Origin of the sequence: Pseudomonas fluorescens (assembly GCF_001708445.1) — a bacterium.
In the GTDB taxonomy this organism is placed as follows: domain Bacteria; phylum Pseudomonadota; class Gammaproteobacteria; order Pseudomonadales; family Pseudomonadaceae; genus Aquipseudomonas; species Aquipseudomonas gorinensis.
In genome coordinates, this window is sequence record NZ_CP015637.1 from 4,287,561 (window position 1) to 4,308,793 (window position 21,233).

At 63.4% G+C, this 21,233-nt stretch carries 18 protein-coding genes; 12 read left to right on the plus strand and 6 right to left on the minus strand.

What is annotated here, in order from left to right; all coding sequences use genetic code 11:
* Positions 1–53: 53 nt before the first annotated feature.
* Complete coding sequence (exaA, locus tag A7317_RS18910; protein ID WP_024076317.1) at positions 54–1,949, minus strand: quinoprotein ethanol dehydrogenase; 1,896 nt, start codon at positions 1,947–1,949, stop codon at positions 54–56.
* 255 nt (positions 1,950–2,204) lie between these two features.
* On the opposite strand from exaA, the gene pedF reads away from it, so the two are divergent.
* The 12 genes from pedF to A7317_RS18965 all read left to right on the plus strand — a co-directional run bounded on the left by pedF (position 2,205) and on the right by A7317_RS18965 (position 16,487).
* Complete coding sequence (gene pedF / locus A7317_RS18915) at positions 2,205–2,666, plus strand: cytochrome c-550 PedF (RefSeq protein WP_069076577.1); 462 nt, start codon at positions 2,205–2,207, stop codon at positions 2,664–2,666.
* A gap of 3 nt (positions 2,667–2,669) precedes the next feature.
* Positions 2,670–3,545: a substrate-binding periplasmic protein gene (locus A7317_RS18920; RefSeq protein WP_024076315.1), complete on the plus strand. Its 876-nt coding sequence runs from the start codon at positions 2,670–2,672 to the stop codon at positions 3,543–3,545.
* A gap of 21 nt (positions 3,546–3,566) precedes the next feature.
* Entirely contained in the window at positions 3,567–4,328 is a 762-nt protein-coding gene (locus tag A7317_RS18925; protein ID WP_069077433.1) for a quinoprotein dehydrogenase-associated SoxYZ-like carrier, read from the plus strand.
* Positions 4,329–4,344: 16 nt separating this feature from the next.
* Positions 4,345–5,277, plus strand: a complete 933-nt coding sequence (locus A7317_RS18930) for a quinoprotein relay system zinc metallohydrolase 1 (RefSeq protein WP_069076578.1) — start codon at positions 4,345–4,347, stop codon at positions 5,275–5,277.
* Between the two features lie 135 nt (positions 5,278–5,412).
* Positions 5,413–7,188, plus strand: coding sequence for a PQQ-dependent methanol/ethanol family dehydrogenase (locus A7317_RS18935; protein WP_024076312.1), 1,776 nt, complete (start codon positions 5,413–5,415; stop codon positions 7,186–7,188).
* Positions 7,189–7,309: 121 nt separating this feature from the next.
* The gene (locus tag A7317_RS18940) at positions 7,310–8,830 is read left to right on the plus strand and encodes an aldehyde dehydrogenase family protein (protein ID WP_024076311.1); all 1,521 of its coding nucleotides are present in this window, start codon (positions 7,310–7,312) and stop codon (positions 8,828–8,830) included.
* A gap of 318 nt (positions 8,831–9,148) precedes the next feature.
* Positions 9,149–9,220: a pyrroloquinoline quinone precursor peptide PqqA gene (gene pqqA, locus A7317_RS30155; protein ID WP_010209364.1), complete on the plus strand. Its 72-nt coding sequence runs from the start codon at positions 9,149–9,151 to the stop codon at positions 9,218–9,220.
* A 127-nt stretch (positions 9,221–9,347) separates the two neighbouring features.
* On the plus strand, positions 9,348–10,511 hold the full coding sequence (gene ercA / locus A7317_RS18945) for an alcohol dehydrogenase-like regulatory protein ErcA (protein ID WP_024076310.1): 1,164 nt from the start codon (positions 9,348–9,350) through the stop codon (positions 10,509–10,511).
* The gene (locus A7317_RS18950) at positions 10,495–11,865 is read left to right on the plus strand and encodes a hybrid sensor histidine kinase/response regulator (protein ID WP_024076309.1); all 1,371 of its coding nucleotides are present in this window, start codon (positions 10,495–10,497) and stop codon (positions 11,863–11,865) included. The genes ercA and A7317_RS18950 overlap by 17 nt, the downstream gene beginning before the upstream one ends.
* Before the next feature lie 79 nt (positions 11,866–11,944).
* The gene (locus tag A7317_RS18955) at positions 11,945–13,423 is read left to right on the plus strand and encodes a DASS family sodium-coupled anion symporter (protein WP_069076579.1); all 1,479 of its coding nucleotides are present in this window, start codon (positions 11,945–11,947) and stop codon (positions 13,421–13,423) included.
* Positions 13,424–13,701: 278 nt separating this feature from the next.
* The gene (locus A7317_RS18960) at positions 13,702–15,345 is read left to right on the plus strand and encodes an MFS transporter (RefSeq protein WP_024076307.1); all 1,644 of its coding nucleotides are present in this window, start codon (positions 13,702–13,704) and stop codon (positions 15,343–15,345) included.
* A complete protein-coding gene (locus A7317_RS18965) occupies positions 15,342–16,487 on the plus strand; it encodes an HlyD family secretion protein (protein ID WP_024076306.1) in 1,146 nt (381 codons plus the stop codon). Before A7317_RS18960 ends, A7317_RS18965 begins: the two co-directional genes overlap by 4 nt.
* Positions 16,488–16,598: 111 nt before the next feature.
* Here A7317_RS18965 and A7317_RS18970 read toward each other — a convergent pair whose 3' ends face one another.
* The 5 genes from A7317_RS18970 to A7317_RS18990 form a co-directional block, all read right to left on the minus strand.
* Positions 16,599–17,456, minus strand: coding sequence for an aldose 1-epimerase (locus A7317_RS18970; protein WP_069077434.1), 858 nt, complete (start codon positions 17,454–17,456; stop codon positions 16,599–16,601).
* 2 nt (positions 17,457–17,458) lie between these two features.
* Positions 17,459–18,739 (minus strand): TRAP transporter large permease, encoded by a 1,281-nt coding sequence (locus tag A7317_RS18975; RefSeq protein WP_069076580.1) that lies wholly within the window; start codon positions 18,737–18,739, stop codon positions 17,459–17,461.
* Between the two features lies 1 nt (position 18,740).
* Entirely contained in the window at positions 18,741–19,268 is a 528-nt protein-coding gene (locus tag A7317_RS18980) for a TRAP transporter small permease (RefSeq protein ID WP_069076581.1), read from the minus strand.
* A gap of 66 nt (positions 19,269–19,334) precedes the next feature.
* Complete coding sequence (locus A7317_RS18985) at positions 19,335–20,306, minus strand: TRAP transporter substrate-binding protein (RefSeq protein ID WP_069076582.1); 972 nt, start codon at positions 20,304–20,306, stop codon at positions 19,335–19,337.
* 51 nt (positions 20,307–20,357) lie between these two features.
* Positions 20,358–21,233 carry an SMP-30/gluconolactonase/LRE family protein gene (locus tag A7317_RS18990; RefSeq protein ID WP_069076583.1) on the minus strand — a complete coding sequence of 292 codons (876 nt, stop codon included), beginning with the start codon at positions 21,231–21,233 and terminating at the stop codon, positions 20,358–20,360.

Consider the following 21,233-nt stretch of genomic DNA (forward strand, 5'->3'; position numbering starts at 1 on the left):
CTCGCCACAGGAGCCTGCTTACTGCAAAAGGCGGCCCGGCATTCTCGCAGGGGTTATTTTTGCGCGGTTTTCTGATCCCAGCTCGGGATCTTGAACACCCAGAACGACCCGCCTTGCGCCACCGGCTTGGTCAGCTCGGCCATGTCGCCGCCCCACAACGGCACCGCGCCGCCATAACCGACGGTGACGCCAATGTACTGCTCACCATCCTGTTCCCAGGTGATCGGCGGCGAGACGATGCCGCTGCCGGTCTGGAACTTCCACAGCTCCTTGCCGGTTTTCGCGTCGAAGGCCTTGAAGAAACCATCGCCGGTCCCGGTGAACACCAGGTTGCCCTTGGTCGCCAGCACGCCGGCCCACAACGGCAGGTGTTCCTTGTGTTCCCACACCACCTTGCCGGTAGTGGGGTTCATCGCGCGCAGGGTGCCGACGTGGTCCTCATACATGCGCTTGATACGAAAGCCCATGCCCAGGTAGGCCGAGCCCTTCTTGTAGTTAACCTCTTCGGTCCAGTATTCCTCTTTCCACTGGTTGCCCGGGATGTAGAACAGGCCGGTGTCCTGGCTGTAGGCCATGGGGTTCCAGTTCTTGCCGCCCAGGAACGGCGGAGAGACCTCCACGGGTTTGCCCTTGGTTTCACCCGGCAATGGCTTGGCCGGGCGCTGGCCTGGGTTTTCCACGGGGCGGCCGGTCTTCAGGTCGATATGGCTGGCCCAGGTAATGTTGTCGACAAACGGGAAGGCGTTCTGCAGCTTGCCGTTGTTGCGGTCGACCACGTAGAAGAAGCCGTTGCGGTCGGCGTGGCCGGTAGCCTTGACCACTTTGCCGTCCTTGTCCTTGTAGTCGAACAGCACCAGTTCGTTGTTGCCGGAGAAGTCCCAGGCATCGTTCGGCGTGTGCTGGTAGAACCATTTCACTTCACCGGTGCTCGGGTCGACGCCGACCTGGCCGGAGGTGTAGAGGCTGTCGAAATCGTGGGGGTTGCCGTCCTTGGAGGTGCGCGCCCAGGTGTTCCACGGGCCGGGGTTGCCGGCGCCGACGATGATGGTGTTGGTCTCGGCATCGAAGCTCGCGCTCTGCCAAGGTGCGCCGCCGCCGTGGCTCCAGGCCTCGACCTTGCCGGTTTCGGTGGTCGGGTCATCCGGCCACGACGGGGCTTTCACGTCGCCGGTCGGCGTGCTGTCCTTGCCGTTGAGGCGGCCCATATGGCCCTCCACGAACGGACGCATCCAGACCTCTTCGCCGGTGTCCGGGTCACGCGCAAACAGCTGGCCGACCACGCCGAACTCGTCGCCGGAGCTGCCGTGGATCAGCAGCACCTTGCCGCTGACCTTATCCTTGATCAGCACCGGGGCGCCGGTCATGGTGTAGCCAGCGGCGTGGTCGCCGAACTTCTTGTTCCACACCACTTTGCCGGTGTTCTTGTCGAGGGCGATCAGGCGCGCGTCGAGGGTACCGAAGTAGATCTTGTCGCCGAAGATCGCCGCTCCCCGGTTGACCACGTCACAGCAGGGGCGAATGTTGTCGGGCAGGCGGTGATTGTAGGTCCACAGGCGCTTGCCGGTCTTGGCGTCGAGGGCGAATACGCGGGAGTAGGAACCGGTCACGTAGACCACGCCGTCGCTGACGATGGCCTGGGATTCCTGGCCGCGTTGTTTCTCATCGCCGAACGAGTAGGACCAGGCCGGGGTGAGCTTGAACACGTTCTTGTCGTTGACCTGGGCCAACGGGCTCCAGCGCTGGGCGTTGGTGCCCATGCCGTATTGCAGCACGTCCTGGGTGGTCAGGTGGTCGTTGGCGATGTCTTCCCAGGTGACGTTGCGGGTTTGCTTGGCCGCAGGCTCGGCGGCGGCATAGCCCGCGGCACTGAGGGACAGGCTGCCCACCAGCACGAAGGCTTGCACGGCAAGGCTTAAAGGTGAGAGGGCGGGTAGCGATCTTATTGTCATGGTTGCAGTTCCCAGTGGAGGTTTTGGCCTGCACAGGGTGGCGCGTCAGGGGGCCGGACGGATACGGAAAAACGCCCGCCGTGGCCGGGAAGACTTCCCGTGGCGCCGCTGTTTTAGGCGTGCCCCACAAGCCCTACTACCAAGGGAGGATAAGCCGGCCACCAAAGCAGCATACGGCCCATGCCCCGGGGTTTCTAAGATGGTTGCCATAGCCTCTGCAATGAGGTTTTGCGTGCAATCCTGAGGGCAAAAATAATGACAACAAAACACAACGCCTTGCTTGTCGCCGGGCTGTTGGCCAGTGTGATCGCTGCGGGCTCCGCCTGGGCCCATGGCAACGTGGTCCCGCAAGCCGTGGAAACCAAGGGCCTGACCTCGATCAAGGACGCCGGCGTGCCGGTCAACGAAGACGGCTGGGCGGCGGTCAATCCGTACCGCACCTCCCCTGAACACGACCGGGCCGTGGAAATCGGCTCGTCCGCCTATAACCAGAACTGCGCCGCCTGCCACGGCCTGGAAGCCAAGTCCGGCGGCATCGCCCCCGACCTGCGCATGCTCGACGTGGGCGAAGCCGGTGATGAGTGGTTCGTCGAGCGCGTGCGTCATGGCGCGGTACGCGACGGCCGGGTGTATATGCCGAAGATGGCCGACTACCTGAGCCAGGAAGCCTTGTGGGCCGTGCGCACCTACCTGGACACCGTGCACGTCGAGGAGTAAGCCATGCGCCTGTTCGCTTATGTGCTTGGCCTGGCCCTGCTGTGTTGCCAGACGGCACAGGCACAGGTGCGCAGCTATGACCAGATGATCGCCGACGGCGAACTGAAAGTGGCGGTGTACAAGGACTTTGCCCCCTACAGCTTTGAAGACGGCGCCACCCCGCGTGGGGTCGACGTGGAGCTGGCCCAGGCCCTGGCCAAGGCGCTGGGGGTGCAACTCACGTTGATCTGGGCGCCGGCCGGCGAGAAGCTTGACGACGACCTGCGCGACTACATCTGGCGCGGCAGCCCGTTGCACAACCAGCAATTGGCCGACCTGATGATGCGCGCGCCCTACGACCGCGATTACGCGCAAAAGCGCAATGACCAGGGCGAGCTGGAAAACGGCCATGTGGTGATGTTCGGGCCTTACCAGAACGAACAATGGCAGGTGGCCTACGATCGCCGGCGCCTGGACAAGGTCGCCAGCGTGGCGGTGTTCGAGCAGCACCCGGTCGGCGTCGAAGTCGACAGCGTGCCGTCGTTCTACCTGACCTCGGTGTTCAACGGCATGCTTGCCGGCAAGACCCATCACTACCCCGGCGTGCCCCAGGCCTTTGCGGCGATGAAGGCCGGCGAGGTCGATGCGGTGATGGCCATGCGTGGCGAAATCGACTGGCAGGTGCATGAGGCCCACGACCCGCAACTGGCCCTGGCCGAGAACGCCTACCCGAACATGGGCAGGCAACGCTGGGAAATCGGCATGGCGGTGCATGAAAGCAATCGCCAGTTGGCCTACGCGGTGGAAGAGGCCCTTGAAGGCCTGATCCGCGACGGTTCGCTGCAAGCCATCTACAGCCATTACGGCCTGCAATACGAAGTGCCCGAGATGTACCAATAGGAGCAGGCGATGATCTGGCGACTGAACGTGCGACTGAGCTGCCTGCTGGCCTGCTGGTTACCGCTGGCGGCCCACGCCGTGGACGTCGAGCCAGGCAAGGACCCGGTGCCGTCGGTGATGTGGGCGTTCTACCACAAGCAGTTCCTGGCCGAAGCGCCGTTTGTGTTCGACGAACGGGTCAAGCTGCTGGCGCCGCCGTTTGCCGAAGATGCGCGCCAGGTGCCGCTGGAGATCGACGCCCGGGCGTTCAAGGGCCATGTGCTGAAAATCCTCGCCTGGGCCGAGCTCAACCCATTGCCGAAGATCGTCGACTTCCAGCCCAAGGCCGGGGTGCTGCCGTGGCTATCGCTGCGGATTCGTATCGAACAGGCCACGCCGTTGCGCGCGGCAGTGCTCACCGACGACGGGCTGTGGCACGTCGGCTCGACCCTGATCGATGCGGCCGGCGGCGGCTGCACCGCGCCCAGCGTGGTACGCACCCAGCCCGGCTGGGAAGAACACATCGGTGAAGTGCTCGGCGGGCGTTACCCGCGTGGCGAGTTCAGCCGGGTGCGCGTGCAGGTGGCGCATCCGATGGACAACGGCATGGTCAGCGGCATCCCCGAGTTCTACCTCAACCATGCGCAACTGCGGGGTCAGGACGGTCAGGTGCTGGCCGAGCTGGAGCTGTTCCCGGCGGTCAGCGAAAACCCCAACCTGGCCTTTGATATCGACGCGCCAGGGCCGACCCGCCTGGTGTTGCGCGACAACAGTGGCAATGAATTCGACGCCGCCATTCCCTGACCAGAAGGAGCGCGGCATGCGCTGGATTCTATTGCTGTGCCTGAGTTTGAGCCTGCCCGCGCTGGCGGACCTGGACTACGCCCTCAAGCCACGGTTGATCGCCGATGACACCTGGCTGCTCGAAGGCAGTACCGACAACTTCGCCAAGGCCAATGGCGGCAATATCGTCAACACCGCTTTTATCGTCACCGAGGCGGGCGTGGTGGTGATCGACACCGGCCCGTCGCGGCGCTACGGCGAAGCCATGCGCGAGGCCATCGCCCGCGTCACCCCCAAGCCGGTGATCCAGGTGCTGATTACCCATCATCACCCCGACCATGCGCTGGGCAACCAGGCGTTCAAGGACGTGCCCATCGGCGCCCTGGCCGACACCACGCGCCTGCTGCATGAGCAAGGCGACGGCATGGCGGAAAACCTCTACCGCATGGTCGGCGACTGGATGCGCGGCACCGAGGTGGTGTTGCCCACCCAGGTGTTGGAACCCGGTGTGCTGAGCGTTGGCCGCCACGACTTGCGCCTGCTCGCATTGACCGGCCACACCGGCGCCGACCTGGCCATTCTCGACCAGAGCACTGGCGTACTGTTTACCGGCGACCTGGTGTTCTACCAACGCGCGCTTACCACGCCCAACAGCCCTGGGTTGACGGCGTGGCTGGCCGACCTCGACACCCTGCAAGCTTTGCCCTGGACGTTGATCGTGCCCGGCCACGGCCCGGTCGCCAGTGACGCGCAGCCCTTCGCCCAGATGCGCGACTACCTCACCTGGCTCGACCAACTGCTGCGCGGCGGTGCCGCCCAGGGCAGCGACATGGCCGAGATGATCCGCAGCCCCATTCCCGAGCGTTTCGCCGCCATCAGCCTGAGCCGCTACGAACTGATCCGCAGCGTCAGCCACTTGTATCCGCGTTATGAGCGCGAGCAGATGCAACGCGTCGACTCGGCGCGCTGAGCGGCCAGACCCGCTACTAAGGAACTAGCAATCTCGATACTGCGGTCAATTGTGACAACTGCCCCTGCGCCCAAGAATCGCTACCAGACCGGGAAAATTTCCCGGGTATAACAAAAAACCGCAGAGGTAGCCGTCATGACCCAACCCGCACGCCGCCAACCCTTCGCCTTGAGTGTGTTGCTCGGTGCCATTCTGTTATCCGGCCAAGCCATGGCCGCCGTGACCGACCAGGACATCCTCCAGGACCCGAAAAACCCTGGGCAGATCGTCACCAACGGCCTGGGCGTGCAGGGCCAGCGCTACAGCCCGCTCGACACCCTCAATGTGGACAACGTCAAGGACCTGCGCCCGGTCTGGGCCTTCTCCTTTGGCGGCGAGAAACAGCGCGGCCAGCAGGCGCAGCCGATGATCAAGGACGGGGTGATGTACCTCACCGGTTCCTACTCCCGGGTGTTCGCGGTGGATGCGCGCACCGGCAAGAAACTCTGGCAGTACGATGCGCGCCTGCCCGATGACATCCGCCCCTGCTGCGACGTGATCAACCGTGGTGTGGCGCTGTACGGCGACCTGGTGTTCTTCGGCACCCTCGATGCCAAGCTGGTAGCGCTGAATAAAGACACCGGCAAAGTGGTGTGGAGCAAGCAGGTTGCCGACCACAAGGAAGGTTATTCGATCAGCGCCGCGCCCCTGGTGGTCAACGGCAAGCTGATTACCGGCGTGGCCGGTGGCGAATTCGGCGTGGTGGGCAAGATCCAGGCCTACGACCCGAAAAACGGCGACCTGCTGTGGATGCGTCCAACCGTCGAAGGCCATATGGGCTATGTCTACAAGGACGGCAAGGCCGTGGAGAACGGCATTTCCGGCGGCGAGGCGGGCAAGACCTGGCCTGGCGACCTGTGGAAGACCGGCGGCGCGGCGCCATGGCTGGGCGGCTATTACGACCCGGAAACCAACCTGCTGCTGTTCGGCACCGGCAACCCGGCGCCGTGGAACTCGCACCTGCGCCCCGGCGACAACCTCTATTCATCCTCGCGCCTGGCGCTGAACCCGGATGACGGCACCATCAAGTGGCACTTCCAGAGCACGCCCCACGACGGCTGGGACTATGACGGCGTGAACGAGCTGGTCTCCTTCAACTACACCGAAGGCGGCAAGGAAATCAAAGCGGCGGCCACCGCCGACCGTAACGGCTTCTTCTACGTGCTCGATCGCACCAACGGCAAGTTCATCCGTGGCTTCCCGTTTGTCGACAAGATCACCTGGGCCAGCGGCCTGGATAAGGACGGCCGGCCGATCTACAACGAAGCCAGTCGCCCAGGCGCACCGGGCGGTGAAACCAAAGGCACCTCGGTGTTCGTCGCGCCGGCGTTCCTCGGCGCGAAAAACTGGATGCCGATGGCCTACAACCGTGACACCGGGCTGTTCTATGTGCCGTCCAACGAATGGGGCATGGACATCTGGAACGAAGACATCGCCTACAAAAAAGGCGCGGCGTTCCTCGGGGCGGGCTTCACCATCAAGCCGTTGAACGAAGACTACATCGGCGTACTGCGTGCCATCGACCCGAAGACCGGCAAGGAAGTCTGGCGCCACAAGAACTTCGCGCCGCTGTGGGGCGGGGTGCTGACCACCAAGGGCAACCTGGTGTTCACCGGCACGCCGGAAGGTTTCCTGCAGGCGTTCAACGCCAAGACCGGCGAGAAGGTCTGGGAATTCCAGACCGGTTCCGGCGTACTCGGCTCGCCTGTGACCTGGGAAATGGACGGCGAACAGTACGTCTCGGTGCTCTCCGGCTGGGGCGGCGCGGTGCCGTTGTGGGGCGGTGAAGTGGCCAAGCGCATCAAGGACTTCAACCAGGGCGGCATGCTCTGGACCTTCAAGCTGCCCAAAGAACTGGTCGCCAAACACTGAATCTACGACCAAATGACAAGAGCCCCCCTGCCAACGGCGCATTCGCCCGGCAGCGGGGGCTCTCTACTATCGGGTCATCGCCTGTTGACCGACAGGCCCGGACCCAGACAGAGGCCTTAACATGATCTACGCACAACCTGGCACCCCTGGCGCCATCGTCAGCTTCAAGTCGCGCTACGGTAACTACATCGGCGGCGAATTCGTCGCGCCGCAGAGCGGCCAGTACTTCACCAACACCTCGCCGGTGACCGGTGAGCAGATCGCCGAATTCCCGCGCTCCAACGCCGCCGACATCGACAAGGCCCTCGACGCCGCCCACGCCGCCGCCGACGCCTGGGGCAAGACCTCGGCCCAGGATCGCGCCCTGGTGCTGCTGAAAATCGCCGACCGCATCGAACAGAACCTCGAAGTGCTGGCCGTGACCGAAAGCTGGGACAACGGCAAGGCCGTGCGAGAGACGCTCAACGCCGACGTGCCCCTGGCCGCTGACCACTTCCGCTATTTCGCCGGGTGCATCCGTGCCCAGGAAGGCGGCGCCGCCGAGATCAACGAACACACCGCTGCCTATCACTTCCATGAGCCATTGGGTGTGGTCGGGCAGATCATTCCGTGGAACTTCCCGCTGCTGATGGCGGCCTGGAAACTCGCCCCGGCCCTGGCCGCCGGTAACTGCATCGTGCTCAAGCCGGCCGAGCAGACGCCGCTGTCGATCATGGTGTTTGCCGAGTTGATCAATGACCTGCTGCCACCGGGCGTGCTGAATATCGTCCAGGGCTTTGGCCGCGAAGCCGGCGAAGCGCTGGCCACCAGCAAGCGCATCGCCAAGATCGCCTTTACCGGCTCGACGCCCATCGGCGCGCACATCATGCATGCGGCCGCCGAGAACATCATCCCGTCGACCGTGGAACTGGGCGGCAAGTCGCCGAACATCTTCTTCGAAGACATCATGAACGCCGAGCCACAGTTCATCGAAAAGGCCGCCGAAGGCCTGGTGCTGGCGTTCTTCAACCAAGGTGAAGTGTGCACCTGCCCGTCGCGGGCGCTGGTGCAGGAGTCGATCTACGACGACTTCATGAAAGTGGTGATGAAGAAGATCGTCAAGATCAAGCGCGGCAACCCGCTGGACACCGAAACCATGGTCGGCGCCCAGGCGTCCGAGCAGCAATACGACAAGATCCTGTCCTACCTGAAAATCGCCCAGGAAGAGGGCGCCGAGTTGCTCACCGGCGGCGCGGCCGAGCGCCTGGAGGGGGACCTGTCCAGCGGTTACTACATCCAGCCGACCCTGCTCAAGGGCCACAACAAGATGCGCGTGTTCCAGGAAGAAATCTTCGGCCCGGTGGTGGGCATCACCACCTTCAAGGACGAAGCCGAAGCCCTGGCGATCGCCAACGACAGCGAATTCGGCCTGGGTGCCGGGCTGTGGACCCGTGATATCAACCGTGCCTACCGCATGGGCCGGGCGATCAAGGCCGGCCGCGTGTGGACCAACTGCTACCACCTGTACCCGGCGCATGCCGCGTTTGGCGGCTACAAGAAGTCCGGCGTGGGGCGTGAGAACCACAAGATGATGTTGGATCACTACCAGCAGACCAAGAACCTGCTGGTGAGCTACGACATCAATCCGTTGGGGTTCTTCTAACCCTCCGATGCAACGCGGTCCCCTGTGGGAGGGGGCTTGCCCCCGATAGCGGTGTGTCAGTCACAGCTGTTTCAGCTGACACGCCCTCATCGGGGGCAAGCCCCCTCCCACATGTTGCTCCCCGTACGTTCGCGACCAATGCAGTGCCCGCACTCGTTCGAAAGCAGCATTCGTACCCCGCCCCTCCCACATGTTGCTCCCTGTACGTTCGCGACTAATGCAGTGCCCTCACTCGTTCGAAAGTAGCATTCGCACCCCCATCCCCCCATGCATTAATGCCTTCACCGGAATCTTCCGGCACAACAAGAGGATCGCCCCATGTGGACTAAACCCGCGTTTACCGACCTGCGTATCGGCTTTGAAGTGACCATGTACTTCGCCAGCCGCTGATCCACCCCCGGCCAGCCACGCGCTGGCCGGGCTCGTTTTGGGAATGACCCTTTGGTCTGATTGCATTCGTCCGCGAATGGGTTAGTGTGAAGTGCATCTCCCAAAAATAATAACAACAGGCTTTCCAATGAGCCCAAATCTGAGCCTCCTGCGTAAATTCGTCTCGCCTGAAATCATCTTTGGTGCCGGCTGCCGGCACAACGTCGGTAATTACGCCAAGACCTTTGGTGCGCGCAAGGTCCTGGTGGTCAGCGACCCTGGTGTGATCGCCGCGGGTTGGGTGGCCGATGTGGAAGCCAGCCTGCAAGCCATCGGCATCGACTATTGCCTGTACAGCGACGTATCACCCAACCCGCGCGTCGAAGAAGTGATGCTGGGCGCCGAGGTGTACCGCGACAACCATTGCGACGTGATCGTTGCCATCGGTGGCGGCAGCCCCATGGACTGCGGCAAGGCCATCGGCATTGTGGTCGCCCATGGGCGCAACATCCTCGAATTCGAAGGGGTGGACACCCTTCGCGTGCCCAGCCCGCCGTTGATCCTGATCCCCACCACCGCCGGCACGTCGGCGGATGTCTCGCAGTTCGTGATCATTTCCAACCAACAGGAACGCATGAAGTTCTCCATCGTCAGCAAGGCGGTGGTGCCGGATGTGTCGCTGATCGACCCGGAAACCACGGCCAGCATGGACCCGTTCCTGTCCGCCTGTACCGGTATCGACGCGCTGGTGCATGCCATCGAAGCGTTCGTGTCCACCGGCCACGGCCCGCTCACCGATCCCCATGCGTTGGAAGCCATGCGCTTGATCAACGGCAATCTGGTGCAGATGATCGCCAACCCCGGTGACATTGCCCTGCGCGAGAAGATCATGCTCGGCAGCATGCAGGCCGGCTTGGCGTTCTCCAATGCGATCCTCGGCGCGGTGCATGCCATGTCCCACAGCCTCGGCGGGTTTCTCGACCTGCCCCATGGCTTGTGCAACGCGGTGCTGGTGGAACACGTGGTGGCGTTCAACTACAACTCGGCGCCGGAGCGTTTCAAGGTGATTGCCGAGACGTTCGGCATCGACTGCCGGGGCCTCAACCATCGGCAGATTCGTGGGCGGTTGGTGGAGCATCTGATTGCCCTGAAACACGCGATCGGCTTTCACGAAACCCTCGGTTTGCACGGGGTGCGCGTGGCGGATATTCCGTTCCTGTCCCAGCATGCCATGCACGACCCGTGCATCCTCACCAACCCCCGTGAGTCGAGCCAGCGTGACGTCGAGGTCGTCTATGGCGAAGCTCTCTGACGACCAGCAGCGCGCCCTGGCCGGGTTGCTGGGGCTGGGCGACCAGTCGGCGCGCAAGAGCCATTACCCGGAACTGACCGCGCGGCTCGATGAGCTGGAGGCCGAGCGCAAGCGCTACATCCGCCTTAACGATGAGCTGGAGCAACGGGTGGCGGCGCGCACCGATGAGTTGCTGGAAGCCAACCGCAACCTGCAACAGCAGATCGCCCAGCGCGAACAGGTCGAACAGGAACTGCGCGATGCCCGCGATGCCGCCGAGGCCGCCAACCGCAGCAAGGACAAATACCTCGCCGCCGCCAGCCATGACCTGTTGCAACCGCTCAACGCCGCGCGCCTGTTGATCGCCACCCTGCGCGAACGCAACTTGCCCAGCGTCGAGCAGGTGCTGGTCGAGCGCACCCACCAGGCCCTGGAAGGCGCCGAGGATTTGCTCACCGACCTGCTGGATATCTCGCGGCTCGACCAGGCCGCGGTCAAGCCGGATGTGGCGGTGTATCGCCTGGATGAACTGTTTGCGCCGCTGGTCTCGGAATTCCAGTCAGTGGCCTTGGCCGCCGGGCTCAATCTGCGCGCGCATACCGGCCACTACGCGATTTGCACCGACTTGCGCCTGGTCACGCGCATCCTGCGCAATTTCCTCAGCAACGCCTGCCGTTACACCGACGACGGCTGCATCCTGCTCGGCGCGCGCCGCCGTGGCGACCGCCTGCGCCTGGAAGTGTGGGACACCGGGCGCGGCATCCCGGCCGATCGGCTCGACGCGATCTTCCTCGAATTCAACCAGCTGGACGTCGGCCGTGCCTCGGACCGCAAGGGCGTGGGCCTGGGCTTGGCGATTGTCGAGCGCATCGCCGAGATCCTCGGCTACCCGGTGGCGGTGCGCTCGTGGCCGGGGCGCGGGTCGATGTTCAGCATCGAAGTGCCCATCAGCGAGGACATGCCGTTGGCCATCAGCCAGTTGCCGGTGCAAGCGACGACGGGCAACCCCTTGCCGGGGCGGCGTTTGCTGGTGCTGGATAACGAACTCAGCATCCTGGAAAGCATGAGCGCGCTGCTCGGCCAGTGGGGCTGCGAGGTGGTTACCGCCACCGACCAGGCCGGCGCCTTGCTGGCGTTGCAGGGCAGGGCGCCGGAGTTGATCCTGGCGGACTACCATCTCGACCACGGCGTGGTGGGTTGCGAGGTGGTCAAGTACCTGCGCGAGCACTTCGACCAGCCGATTCCCGCGGTGATCATCACGGCTGACCGCACCGACCAATGCCGGCGCATGCTGCGGCGGCTGGACGCGCCATTGTTGAACAAACCGGTCAAGCCCGGGAAGTTGCGGGCGGTATTGAGCCAGTTATTGGCCTAGGGTCTTGATACCTGTCAACACCGCCTGCGGCATTTTGCGCCATGCTCCCTGCCTGATTTGACGGCCGACGGAGAACCCCATGAGCGCCCCCGTAACAACCGCTGCATCCTTCAAGTTGCCCCTGGGCCTGGTCGTCGCCGTGCTGGTGATGGTCGGGGTGCTGCTGTTGCCGATGCCCGCCGACTTGCCGGTGGCGGGGCATCGCATGCTGGCGATCCTCGCGTTTGCCGTGGTGGTGTGGATCACCGAGGCGGTGTCGTATGAAGCCAGCGCGATCATGATCACTTCGCTGATGGCGTTCCTGCTCGGCACCGCGCCGTCGCTGCAGGACCCCACGCACCTGATCGGTTCCAGCCCGGCCATCAGCATGGCGCTTACCGGCTTTTCCAACCCCGCGCTCGCGCTGGTGGCGGGCGCGTTGTTCATCGCCGCCGCCATGACTCACACCGGTCTGGACCGGCGTATCGCCCTGGTCACCCTGACGCGGGTGGGCACCAGCACGCGCGGCATTCTGCTGGGGGCGATCGCGGTGACTATCCTGCTCAGCCTTGTCGTCCCCAGCGCCACCGCGCGCAGTGCCTGTGTGGTGCCGATCATGATGGGCGTGGTCGCTGCGTTTGGCGTCGACAAACGCTCCAACATCGCTGCGGGCTTGATGATCGTGGTGGCCCAGGGCACCAGCATCTGGAACGTCGGCATCCAGACCGCCGCCGCACAAAACCTGCTGACCGTGGGCTTTATGGACAAGATGCTCGGCCAGCGCGTGTCGTGGATCGACTGGCTTATCGCAGGTGCGCCATGGGCGCTGATCATGTCGGCGGTGCTGTTGTTCCTGGTGATCAAGCTGCTGCCGCCGGAAAGCGACAGCATCCCTGGCGGCAAAGAGGCGGTGGCGCAGTCGCTGGTGGATATCGGCCCGATGACCGGGCCGCAGAAGCGCCTGCTGGCTGTGTCGGTGCTGCTTCTGCTGGCCTGGGCCACGGAAGGGCGCCTGCACAACTTCGACACCACCTCGACGACCTATGCCGGCCTGGTGTTCCTGTTGTTGCCGGGCATTGGCGTGATGACCTGGAAGGACGTGCAATCGCGTATCCCGTGGGGCACGGTGATCGTGTTTGGCGTGGGCATCAGCCTGGGCACGGCGCTGCTGACCACCCAGGCCGGGCAGTGGCTGGGTTCCCAGGTGGTGGCGCACACCGGCTTGGACCACGTGGGGCCGCTGGGGGTGTTTGCGATTCTTGGGGCATTCTTGATCGTGATCCACTTGGGGTTTGCCAGCCCCACGGCATTGACCTCGGCGTTGCTGCCGATCCTGATTGCGGTGTTGCAGACCCTGCCGGGGGAATTCAACCGGTTGGGGGTGACGATGCTGTTGGGGTTTGTCGTCAGCTACGGGTTTATCCTGCCGATCAACGCGCCGCAGAACATGGTGTGTTTGGGGACTGGGACGTTTACGGCACGGCAGTTTGCCAAGGTGGGGATTTTGGTCACGTTGATCGGCTACCTGCTGATGCTGGTGTTTGCGGCGACTTACTGGAGCTGGCTCGGCTGGATCTGATAGGGCGTGTGGTCTCCAATACAAAGGAGATCCAATGTGGGAGGGGGCAAGCCCCTCCCACATTTTGATCTCCATGGACCAGATAGACCTTGCTCTGTACCCAACCCAGAAAGCTGGTCAGCCCAGACGCCGCCATCACCGCCAACCCCCATACTTGACCTTGCCCACGCCAGGCATCAATTGCCCCTTCAACATGGCAAGATGAACTCCTCTCAGGTTTACTACTCCCTGAGTAATGGAGTCACCGACCTTGCGTGTCGGCTCATCAAGGTCACCGAATGGACAAATACACCCCCCGCACCTGGCAGCCTCACGAGCGCCCGAGCCTGCCGGGCTCGCCGTCGACGCCGTTGCACCCCACCCACAAGCGCTGGCTGTATGCCTTGGTCGGCGTACTCGTAGCCATCACCGGCGGCCTGGGCAACTCGCTGGTGATCGCCAACCTGCAATACCTGCAAGGCGCCTTGGGCGCGACCACCGCGGAAATGGCCTGGTTGCCCGCCGCCTATGTGATGACCAACGTGTGCATGAACCTGCTGCTGGTGAAGTTTCGCCAGCAATTCGGCCTGCGTGCGTTTACCGAGGTGTTCCTGGTGCTCTATGCACTGGTGACCTTCGGCCACTTGTTCGTCAACGACCTCAACTCGGCCATCGCCGTGCGGGCAGCCCACGGGATGGTGGGGGCGGCGCTCAGTTCCCTGGGTTTGTACTACATGATCCAGGCGTTCCCCGCCAAATGGCGCTTGAAGGCGCTGGTGCTGGGGTTGGGGACCGCGCAGCTGGCCTTGCCCCTGGCGCGGTTGTTCTCCGAAGACCTGCTGCAAATCGCCGAATGGCGCGGCTTGTACCTGTTCGAACTGGGCATGGCGCTGATCTGCCTGGGCTGCGTGTTCCTGCTCAAGTTGCCGCCCGGCGACCGTTTCAAGACCTTTGAAAAACTCGACTTCCTCACCTTCGCCATTCTCGCCAGCGGTGTGGCGCTGCTCTGCGCGGTGCTGTCCTTGGGGCGCATCGACTGGTGGCTGGAAGCGCCGTGGATCGGCGTGGCCTCGGCCTGTTCCCTGGTGTTGATCATGACTGGCCTGGCCATTGAGCATAATCGTGCCAACCCGCTGCTGATGACCCGTTGGCTGGGCAGCGGCACCATGATTCGCCTGGCGCTGGCGGTGATCCTGATTCGCATGGTGTTGTCCGAGCAGTCCACCGGCGCGGTGGGGTTCATGCAGATGTTGAACATGAGCTACGAGCAGATGCACACGCTGTACGTGGTGATGCTGGCCGGGGCGATCAGCGGGCTGGTGGTCAGTGCGCTGACGATCAACCCGGCGCACTTGCTGATGCCGCTGGTGATTGCCCTGGCGCTGATGGCCACCGGCTCGGTGATGGACAGTTTCTCCAGTAACCTGACCCGCCCGCAGAACCTGTATATCAGCCAGTTCCTGCTAGGCTTTGGCGGCACCTTCTTTTTGGGGCCGACCATGGTGCTGGGGACTAAAAACGTGCTGACCAACCCACGCAACCTGGTGAGTTTCTCGGTGATGTTCGGGATCTGCCAAAACCTCGGCGGCCTGATCGGCGCGGCGTTGCTCGGCACGTTCCAGGTGGTGCGCGAGAAGTTTCACTCCAGCATGATCGTCGAACACCTGACCTTGCTCGACCCTCGCGTGGCCGCCCGCGTGCAGGGCGGCGGCTCGGCCTATGGCGGCATCGTCGCTGACCCGGAGTTGCGCAACCTCATGGGGATTCGCAGCCTGGCCACCGCGGCAACCCGTGAGGCCAATGTCATGGCCTACAACGATGTGTTCATGCTGATCGCGATCATCGCGATCCTGACCATGATCTGGATCTTTATCCGCAGTCTGTGGCTGATGAGCACCACTAAAGCAGCCACTCCCGTTCAACCCAGCGGCGCCTCTTCATGACCGAACCGACCACGACCACTACCAATGCCATCGCCGCCACCCCGGAAGGCACCACACCACCGGGGGCCACCGTCACCGAACCGCGCTCCCTGTGGGTACGCATCCTTTCGTCCCTGGGCTTTGCCGCGATTGCCCTGGTGGGCGTGCTGGTCGTGCTGTACGCCTGGCAGCTGCCGCCGTTCAGCAGCGCGGTGGAAACCACCGAGAACGCCCTGGTGCGCGGCCAGGTGACCATTATCGGCCCGCAGCTCAGCGGCTATGTGTTCGAGGTGCCGGTGCAGGACTTCCAGTACGTCAAGGCCGGCGACTTGCTGGTGCGCCTGGATGACCGCATCTACCAGCAGCGCCTCGACCAGGCCCTGGCCCAACTGGCGGTGCAGAAGGCTTCACTGGCCAATGTGGTGCAGCAACGCAACAGTGCCGAAGCAACGATCAAACTGCGCCAGGCCGCATTGGTGGACAGCCAGGCGCAGGCGCGCAAAAGCACCGCCGACTTGCGGCGCAATGAAGCGTTGATCAGCGACGGTTCGGTGTCCAAGCGCGAGCTGGACGTAACCCGCGCCGCCCATGCACAGACTATTGCGGCGGTCGCGCAAGCCCAGGCCAGCCTGGAAATCGCGCGGCAGGATTTGCAGACGGTCATCGTCAATCGCGGTTCCCTGGAAGCGGCCGTGGCCAGTGCCGAAGCGGCGTTGGAGTTGGCGCGTATCGACCTGTCCAACACCCGCATTACTGCACCCCGTGACGGTCAACTGGGGCAGATTGGCGTGAGGCTGGGTGCCTACGTCAACTCTGGCGCGCAGTTGATGGCGCTGGTGCCGAAGCACCTGTGGGTGATCGCGAATATGAAGGAAACCCAGATGAACAACGTGCAGGTGGGCCAACCGGTGACCTTCACCGTGGATGCGCTGAACCACCGCAAGTTTCGCGGCACAGTGCAGCATATATCCCCAGCCACCGGCTCGGAGTTCAGCCTGTTGCAGGCGGATAACGCCACGGGCAACTTTGTGAAGATTGCCCAGCGCGTGCCGGTAAGGATTACCGTGGACCCGGATCAGGCTGAGAGTGAACGGCTGCGGCCGGGGTTGTCGGTGGTGGTGAGTATCGACACGGCTGGGCGCCTGAAAAACTCCCCACCTTGAGCATGGCGTTGATCCCTGTAGGAGCGAGCTAGCTCGCGAAGATCGTCAACGATAACGCGGGGGGCCTGATGCCCCGCGTTGCCCTGAGGTTTTTCGCGAGCAAGCTCGCTCCTACAGGGGGGTGTATTTCAGGTTGAAATTGAGTTGGACCGACTGGTTGTGTTCCAGCAGTGTCAGGCCCGGCCGCCCTGGCAGGTGATGAGCATTCACCGGATGGCTCACCGGCTCGATGCAAAAGAACCCCAACCCCGGCGGGCAGTACAGCAGGAAGTAATCGGCCCCGCTGGCCTGGCATTCCAGCGCATAGCCCAGTTCCGGCTGTTCGATCCGGCAATACCCGTCCCACTGGCAAAAGCCGTTGTCCACCGCGCCTTCGGGCAGGTTTTTCAATGCCTGGAAATCCCACTCTCCCGGCACCGCTGCCAACCCGGTCGGCAGCTTGGACGCATCACTCATCCACACCTGTGCGGCCTTGGCCTGCAACCGGGTGCCCGGTCGGCGTGGAAAATACGGATGCAGGCCCACGCCATGCCACGCCGCTGTTGCAGCCAGGTGCGTCACCCGCAGTTCGATACCTAGAACCCCGTCGCTCAAGCGAATACGCTGCTCGGCGCGGTAGGCAAACGGCGTGGCGCATTCGAGCGCCAGCACCACCTCATCCGCCGCCTGGCTGACCACTTGCCACCCGTGCTGCCAGGCAGAGCCATGAATCGGCAGCGGATCGGTCAGGCTGTTGGGCGTGAGTGCCAGCCAACAGTCGGGGTTGTCGAAACCGCCATGGGCAATGCGGTTGGACCAGGGTACCAACGGATAGCACCCCAGCTTGCCCGGCAAACCGGTATGGATCGCCTGCTCATCGTTGTGTCGCAGCAACGGCTGCCCAGTGGCACGCACTGTCCAGTTGACGATGCTGCCGCCCACGGCCGGGTTCAAGGTCAGGTGGGTGAGGTTATCTTCAAGTTCAATCATCATCACAGCACCACACTGGGCAGCCACAACGACAGCGCCGGAACGTAGGTCACCGCCATCAACACCAGGAACAGCACCGCATAGAACGGCAGCAACGCCTTCACGGTCCGCTCGATACTGACCTTGCCCACGGCCGCCCCCACAAACAGCACCGCGCCCACCGGCGGCGTAATCAAACCGATGCCCAGGTTCACCAGCATGATCATGCCGAAGTGCACCGGGTCGACGCCGATGCCGAGCACCACGGGCAGCAAAATCGGGGTAAGGATCAGGATCAGCGGCGCCATGTCCATCACCGTGCCGAGCAACAGCAGCATGGCGTTGATGCACATCAGGATCACGTAGCGGTTGTCCGACAGGGTCAGGAACAGCGTGGTGATCTTCGCCGGGATCTGCATCAGGGTCATGATGTAGCCGAAGCTGGCGGCGAAGGCGATCAGGATCATCACGATGGAAATGGTGCGTACCGTGCGGTGCATCAGCTTGGGCAGTTCGCTCCATTTGTAGTCGCGGTAGATGAACATGGTCACGAAGAACGCCCACAGCACCGCGATCGCGGCGGATTCGGTGGCGGTAAAGATGCCGGAGAGGATGCCGCCGAGGATGATCACCATGGCCATCAGGCCCCACAGCGCGTCGGCGCAGATTTTCAGCGCTTGCTTCAAGGGAATGACTTCGCCCTTGGGGTAATTGCGCTTTTTGGCGAAGATCAGGCACAGCACCATCAGGCACGCGCTCATCAACAGGCCGGGGACCACACCGGCCATGAACAACGAGGCGATCGACACCGTGCCGCCCGCTGCCAGGGAGTAGAGCACCGAGTTATGGCTGGGTGGCGTCAACAGTGCCTGCACCGAACCGCTGATGGTCACCGCGGTGGCGAATTCTCGGGGATAGCCACGGCGTTCCATCTCCGGGATCAGCACCGAGCCGACCGAGGCCGTGTCGGCCACCGACGAACCGGAGATCGCGCCGAAAAACGTCGAGGCCATGATGTTGACCAAGGACAGGCCGCCGCGCACAAAGCCCACCAGCACGCCGGCAAACGCCACCAGGCGGCGCGACATGCCGCCCTCGGCCATGATCGCCCCGGCCAGCACGAAGAACGGAATCGCCATCAGCGAAAATTTATTTACCCCGCCGGCCACCTGGATCATCAGGGCCTGGAACGGGATGTCGATCCACCACGCGCCAATCAATGCCGACAAACCCAGGGCGTAGGCCACCGGCATGCCGATCAGGATCAAGGCAATAAAGCTGCCCAACAGAATCAATGCGTCCATATCAGGCGGCCCCTTCGCTTTCTTCCACCAGGTCGAGGCGCACCACGCGCCGGTTGCTCTGGTCACCGAGCAGGAGTTTTTCCACCACAAAGACCAGGGTCAGCAGCCCGCCAATCGGGATCGGCATATAGGTGATGCCCACGCGCAGGGTCGGGATGGCGCTCATGAACTGGTTCCAGGTGGACAGGCACAGCTTGGTGCCCCAAATGGCCATGAACAGGCAGATGGTGCCCATCAGCAGCTGCGAGACGATGCCGATGACCCGGCGTTGGCGGGGCGGCAGGCGGTCGGTGATCATCGCCACCGACATGTGTGCGCCAGCGCGATAGCTGGCGGCGGCGCCGATAAAGGTGAACACCAGCATCAGCAGGATGGCGGTAGGCTCCGGCCAGCTGGAGCCGGTGCCGAGGATGTAGCGGGCGAAGATGCCCCAGGGAATGATCAGTGCCACCCCGAGAACCGAGAGGCCGGCGACCCAGACGCAGGTCATGTAGAGGCGGTCGTTGATGCGCAGCAGTAGATTCTTCATGGCGTTCACCGTAACCGGGCGCGTCGATGCCGACCGCGCCGGGCCTTTTGCGAGAGGCAGGGAAGGTTATTGAACGGCGTCGATGCGCGCGATGATGTCGGCGTAGGGCGCGCCGTACTTGGCGCGAACCGCTGCGGTGGCGTCGTAGAAGGGTTTTTTGTCGACGCTGATGAACTCGACACCGGCGGCCTTGAGCTTGGTTTCGCTGCTGGCGGACTTGGCATCCCACAGCGCGCGCTCATCGGCCTGGGCGGCCTTGGCGGCGTTTTTCACCATGACTTGCTGCGCCGGGGTGAGCTTGTTCCAGGTGATCTTCGACATCACGATGGGCTCGGGCAGGATCAAGTGTTCGGTGAGGGTGTAGTACTTGGCGTTCTGGAAGTGGTTGTGTTCCAGCAGGGTGGGCGGGTTGTTTTCCGCGCCGTCGATCACCCCGGTCTGCAAGGCACTGAAGATCTCGCCGGTGTCCATGGCGATGCCGTTGGCGCCCATGGCATTAAAGGCGTCGATGAACAGCGGGTTGCCTTGCACGCGGATCTTCATGCCCTTGAGGTCTTCGATCTTGCGCACCGGTTTCTTGGTGTAGAGGTTGCGCGTGCCGCCGTCCATCCAGGCCAGGGCCACCAGGCCGAACTCGGAGTCGGTGATCTTGGCCAGGATCTCATCGCCGATCTCGCCGTCGATGACCTTGCGCATATGCGCCTGGTCACGAAACACGAACGGCAGGTTGAATACGTTCACGTCCGGCACCACGGGCCCGACGATGCCAAGGCTGACGCGGGTCATCTGCACCGCGCCGACCTGGGCCTGCTCGACCACTTCTTTCTCGGAGCCCAAGACCCCGCCGGGGAAGTACTTGAAGGTCAGTTCGCCGTTGCTTTGTTTGGTCAGGGCCTTGCCCATGTTCTCTTCGGCTACGACAGTGGGATAGCCGGCGGGGTGAACGTCGGCGAATTTTATTTCCAGCGCGTGGGCGGCGCCGGTGAACAGGACACTCAGGGGAAGTGCAGCGGCCAGCAAGGTGCGTTTGAAGTCCATGGGAGGTCACTCCTGTGTTGTTATTGTTGTATTCAAGGCACAGCGATGCAGCTAGAGGGTAAACGTTGGCTCAGGCAGTCCTTGGACGCCGGGGTTGAGGGCGAACACGCCGCCGGACAGTGACTGCTCGCTCTGGTCGTCTCGTATCGAGGTGACGAACAGCGTGTCCAGGCGACTGCCGCCAAAGGCGCACATCGTGGGTTTTTTCACCGGTACGCTCAGGGAGCGGTCCAGGCGGCCATCGGGGGTAAAGCGGTGGATCAGGCCGGCGTCGTTGGCGCAGATCCAGTAGCCGCCATCGGCGTCCACGGCGGCGCCGTCGGGACGACCTGGGTACTGGTGCATGTCGACGAACACGCGACGGTTGGACGGCGTGCCGGTCTCGGTGTCGTAGTCGAAGGCCCAGATCTGCTGGACCAGCGGGTGTGAATCCGAGGCGTACATCGTGCGGCCATCGGGGCTGAAGGCCAGGCCGTTGAGGGTGATAAAACCGTCCAGCTGGGCATGGGGCGCTGAACCCGATGCATAGCGATAGAGGATGCCTTCGGCCGCATTCGCGCCCATGTTCAGCACCATGCTGCCGGCCCAGAAACGGCCCTGGCGATCACAGCGGCCGTCGTTCAGACGCATGTCCGGGCGAGGGTGCTCGACGCTGGCCAATGGCGTGGTGTCGAGGCTGCCGTCGTTATGCGGCGTGAGTTGGAAGAAGCCGGTTTGCATCCCCGCAACCCAGTTGCCGGCGTCGGTGCGAGCGATGCAGGCCAGCATCTGCGGGGCTTTCCACGCAGCGAGATGGCCGGTGGCGGCGCTCCAGCGTTGCAGGCCACCGTTGGGGATGTCCACCCAGTACAGGGCGTTTTCCTCGGGCACCCATACCGGGCACTCGCCCACGGCATTGCGGGCGTCGACAATCAATTCTGCAGTCAT

Coding starts and splice junctions, on each gene's coding strand:
- A7317_RS18960 (WP_024076307.1), top strand. CDS start 13,702: ATGGACAAATACACCCCCCGCACCTGGCAGCCTCACGAGCGCCCGAGC.
- A7317_RS18965 (WP_024076306.1), top strand. CDS start 15,342: ATGACCGAACCGACCACGACCACTACCAATGCCATCGCCGCCACCCCG.
- A7317_RS18990 (WP_069076583.1), bottom strand. CDS start 21,233: ATGACTGCAGAATTGATTGTCGACGCCCGCAATGCCGTGGGCGAGTGC.
- exaA (WP_024076317.1), bottom strand. CDS start 1,949: ATGACAATAAGATCGCTACCCGCCCTCTCACCTTTAAGCCTTGCCGTG.
- A7317_RS18955 (WP_069076579.1), top strand. CDS start 11,945: ATGAGCGCCCCCGTAACAACCGCTGCATCCTTCAAGTTGCCCCTGGGC.
- A7317_RS18930 (WP_069076578.1), top strand. CDS start 4,345: ATGCGCTGGATTCTATTGCTGTGCCTGAGTTTGAGCCTGCCCGCGCTG.
- A7317_RS18920 (WP_024076315.1), top strand. CDS start 2,670: ATGCGCCTGTTCGCTTATGTGCTTGGCCTGGCCCTGCTGTGTTGCCAG.
- ercA (WP_024076310.1), top strand. CDS start 9,348: ATGAGCCCAAATCTGAGCCTCCTGCGTAAATTCGTCTCGCCTGAAATC.
- A7317_RS18970 (WP_069077434.1), bottom strand. CDS start 17,456: ATGATTGAACTTGAAGATAACCTCACCCACCTGACCTTGAACCCGGCC.
- A7317_RS18975 (WP_069076580.1), bottom strand. CDS start 18,739: ATGGACGCATTGATTCTGTTGGGCAGCTTTATTGCCTTGATCCTGATC.
- A7317_RS18985 (WP_069076582.1), bottom strand. CDS start 20,306: ATGGACTTCAAACGCACCTTGCTGGCCGCTGCACTTCCCCTGAGTGTC.
- A7317_RS18940 (WP_024076311.1), top strand. CDS start 7,310: ATGATCTACGCACAACCTGGCACCCCTGGCGCCATCGTCAGCTTCAAG.
- A7317_RS18935 (WP_024076312.1), top strand. CDS start 5,413: ATGACCCAACCCGCACGCCGCCAACCCTTCGCCTTGAGTGTGTTGCTC.
- A7317_RS18950 (WP_024076309.1), top strand. CDS start 10,495: ATGGCGAAGCTCTCTGACGACCAGCAGCGCGCCCTGGCCGGGTTGCTG.
- pedF (WP_069076577.1), top strand. CDS start 2,205: ATGACAACAAAACACAACGCCTTGCTTGTCGCCGGGCTGTTGGCCAGT.
- A7317_RS18980 (WP_069076581.1), bottom strand. CDS start 19,268: ATGAAGAATCTACTGCTGCGCATCAACGACCGCCTCTACATGACCTGC.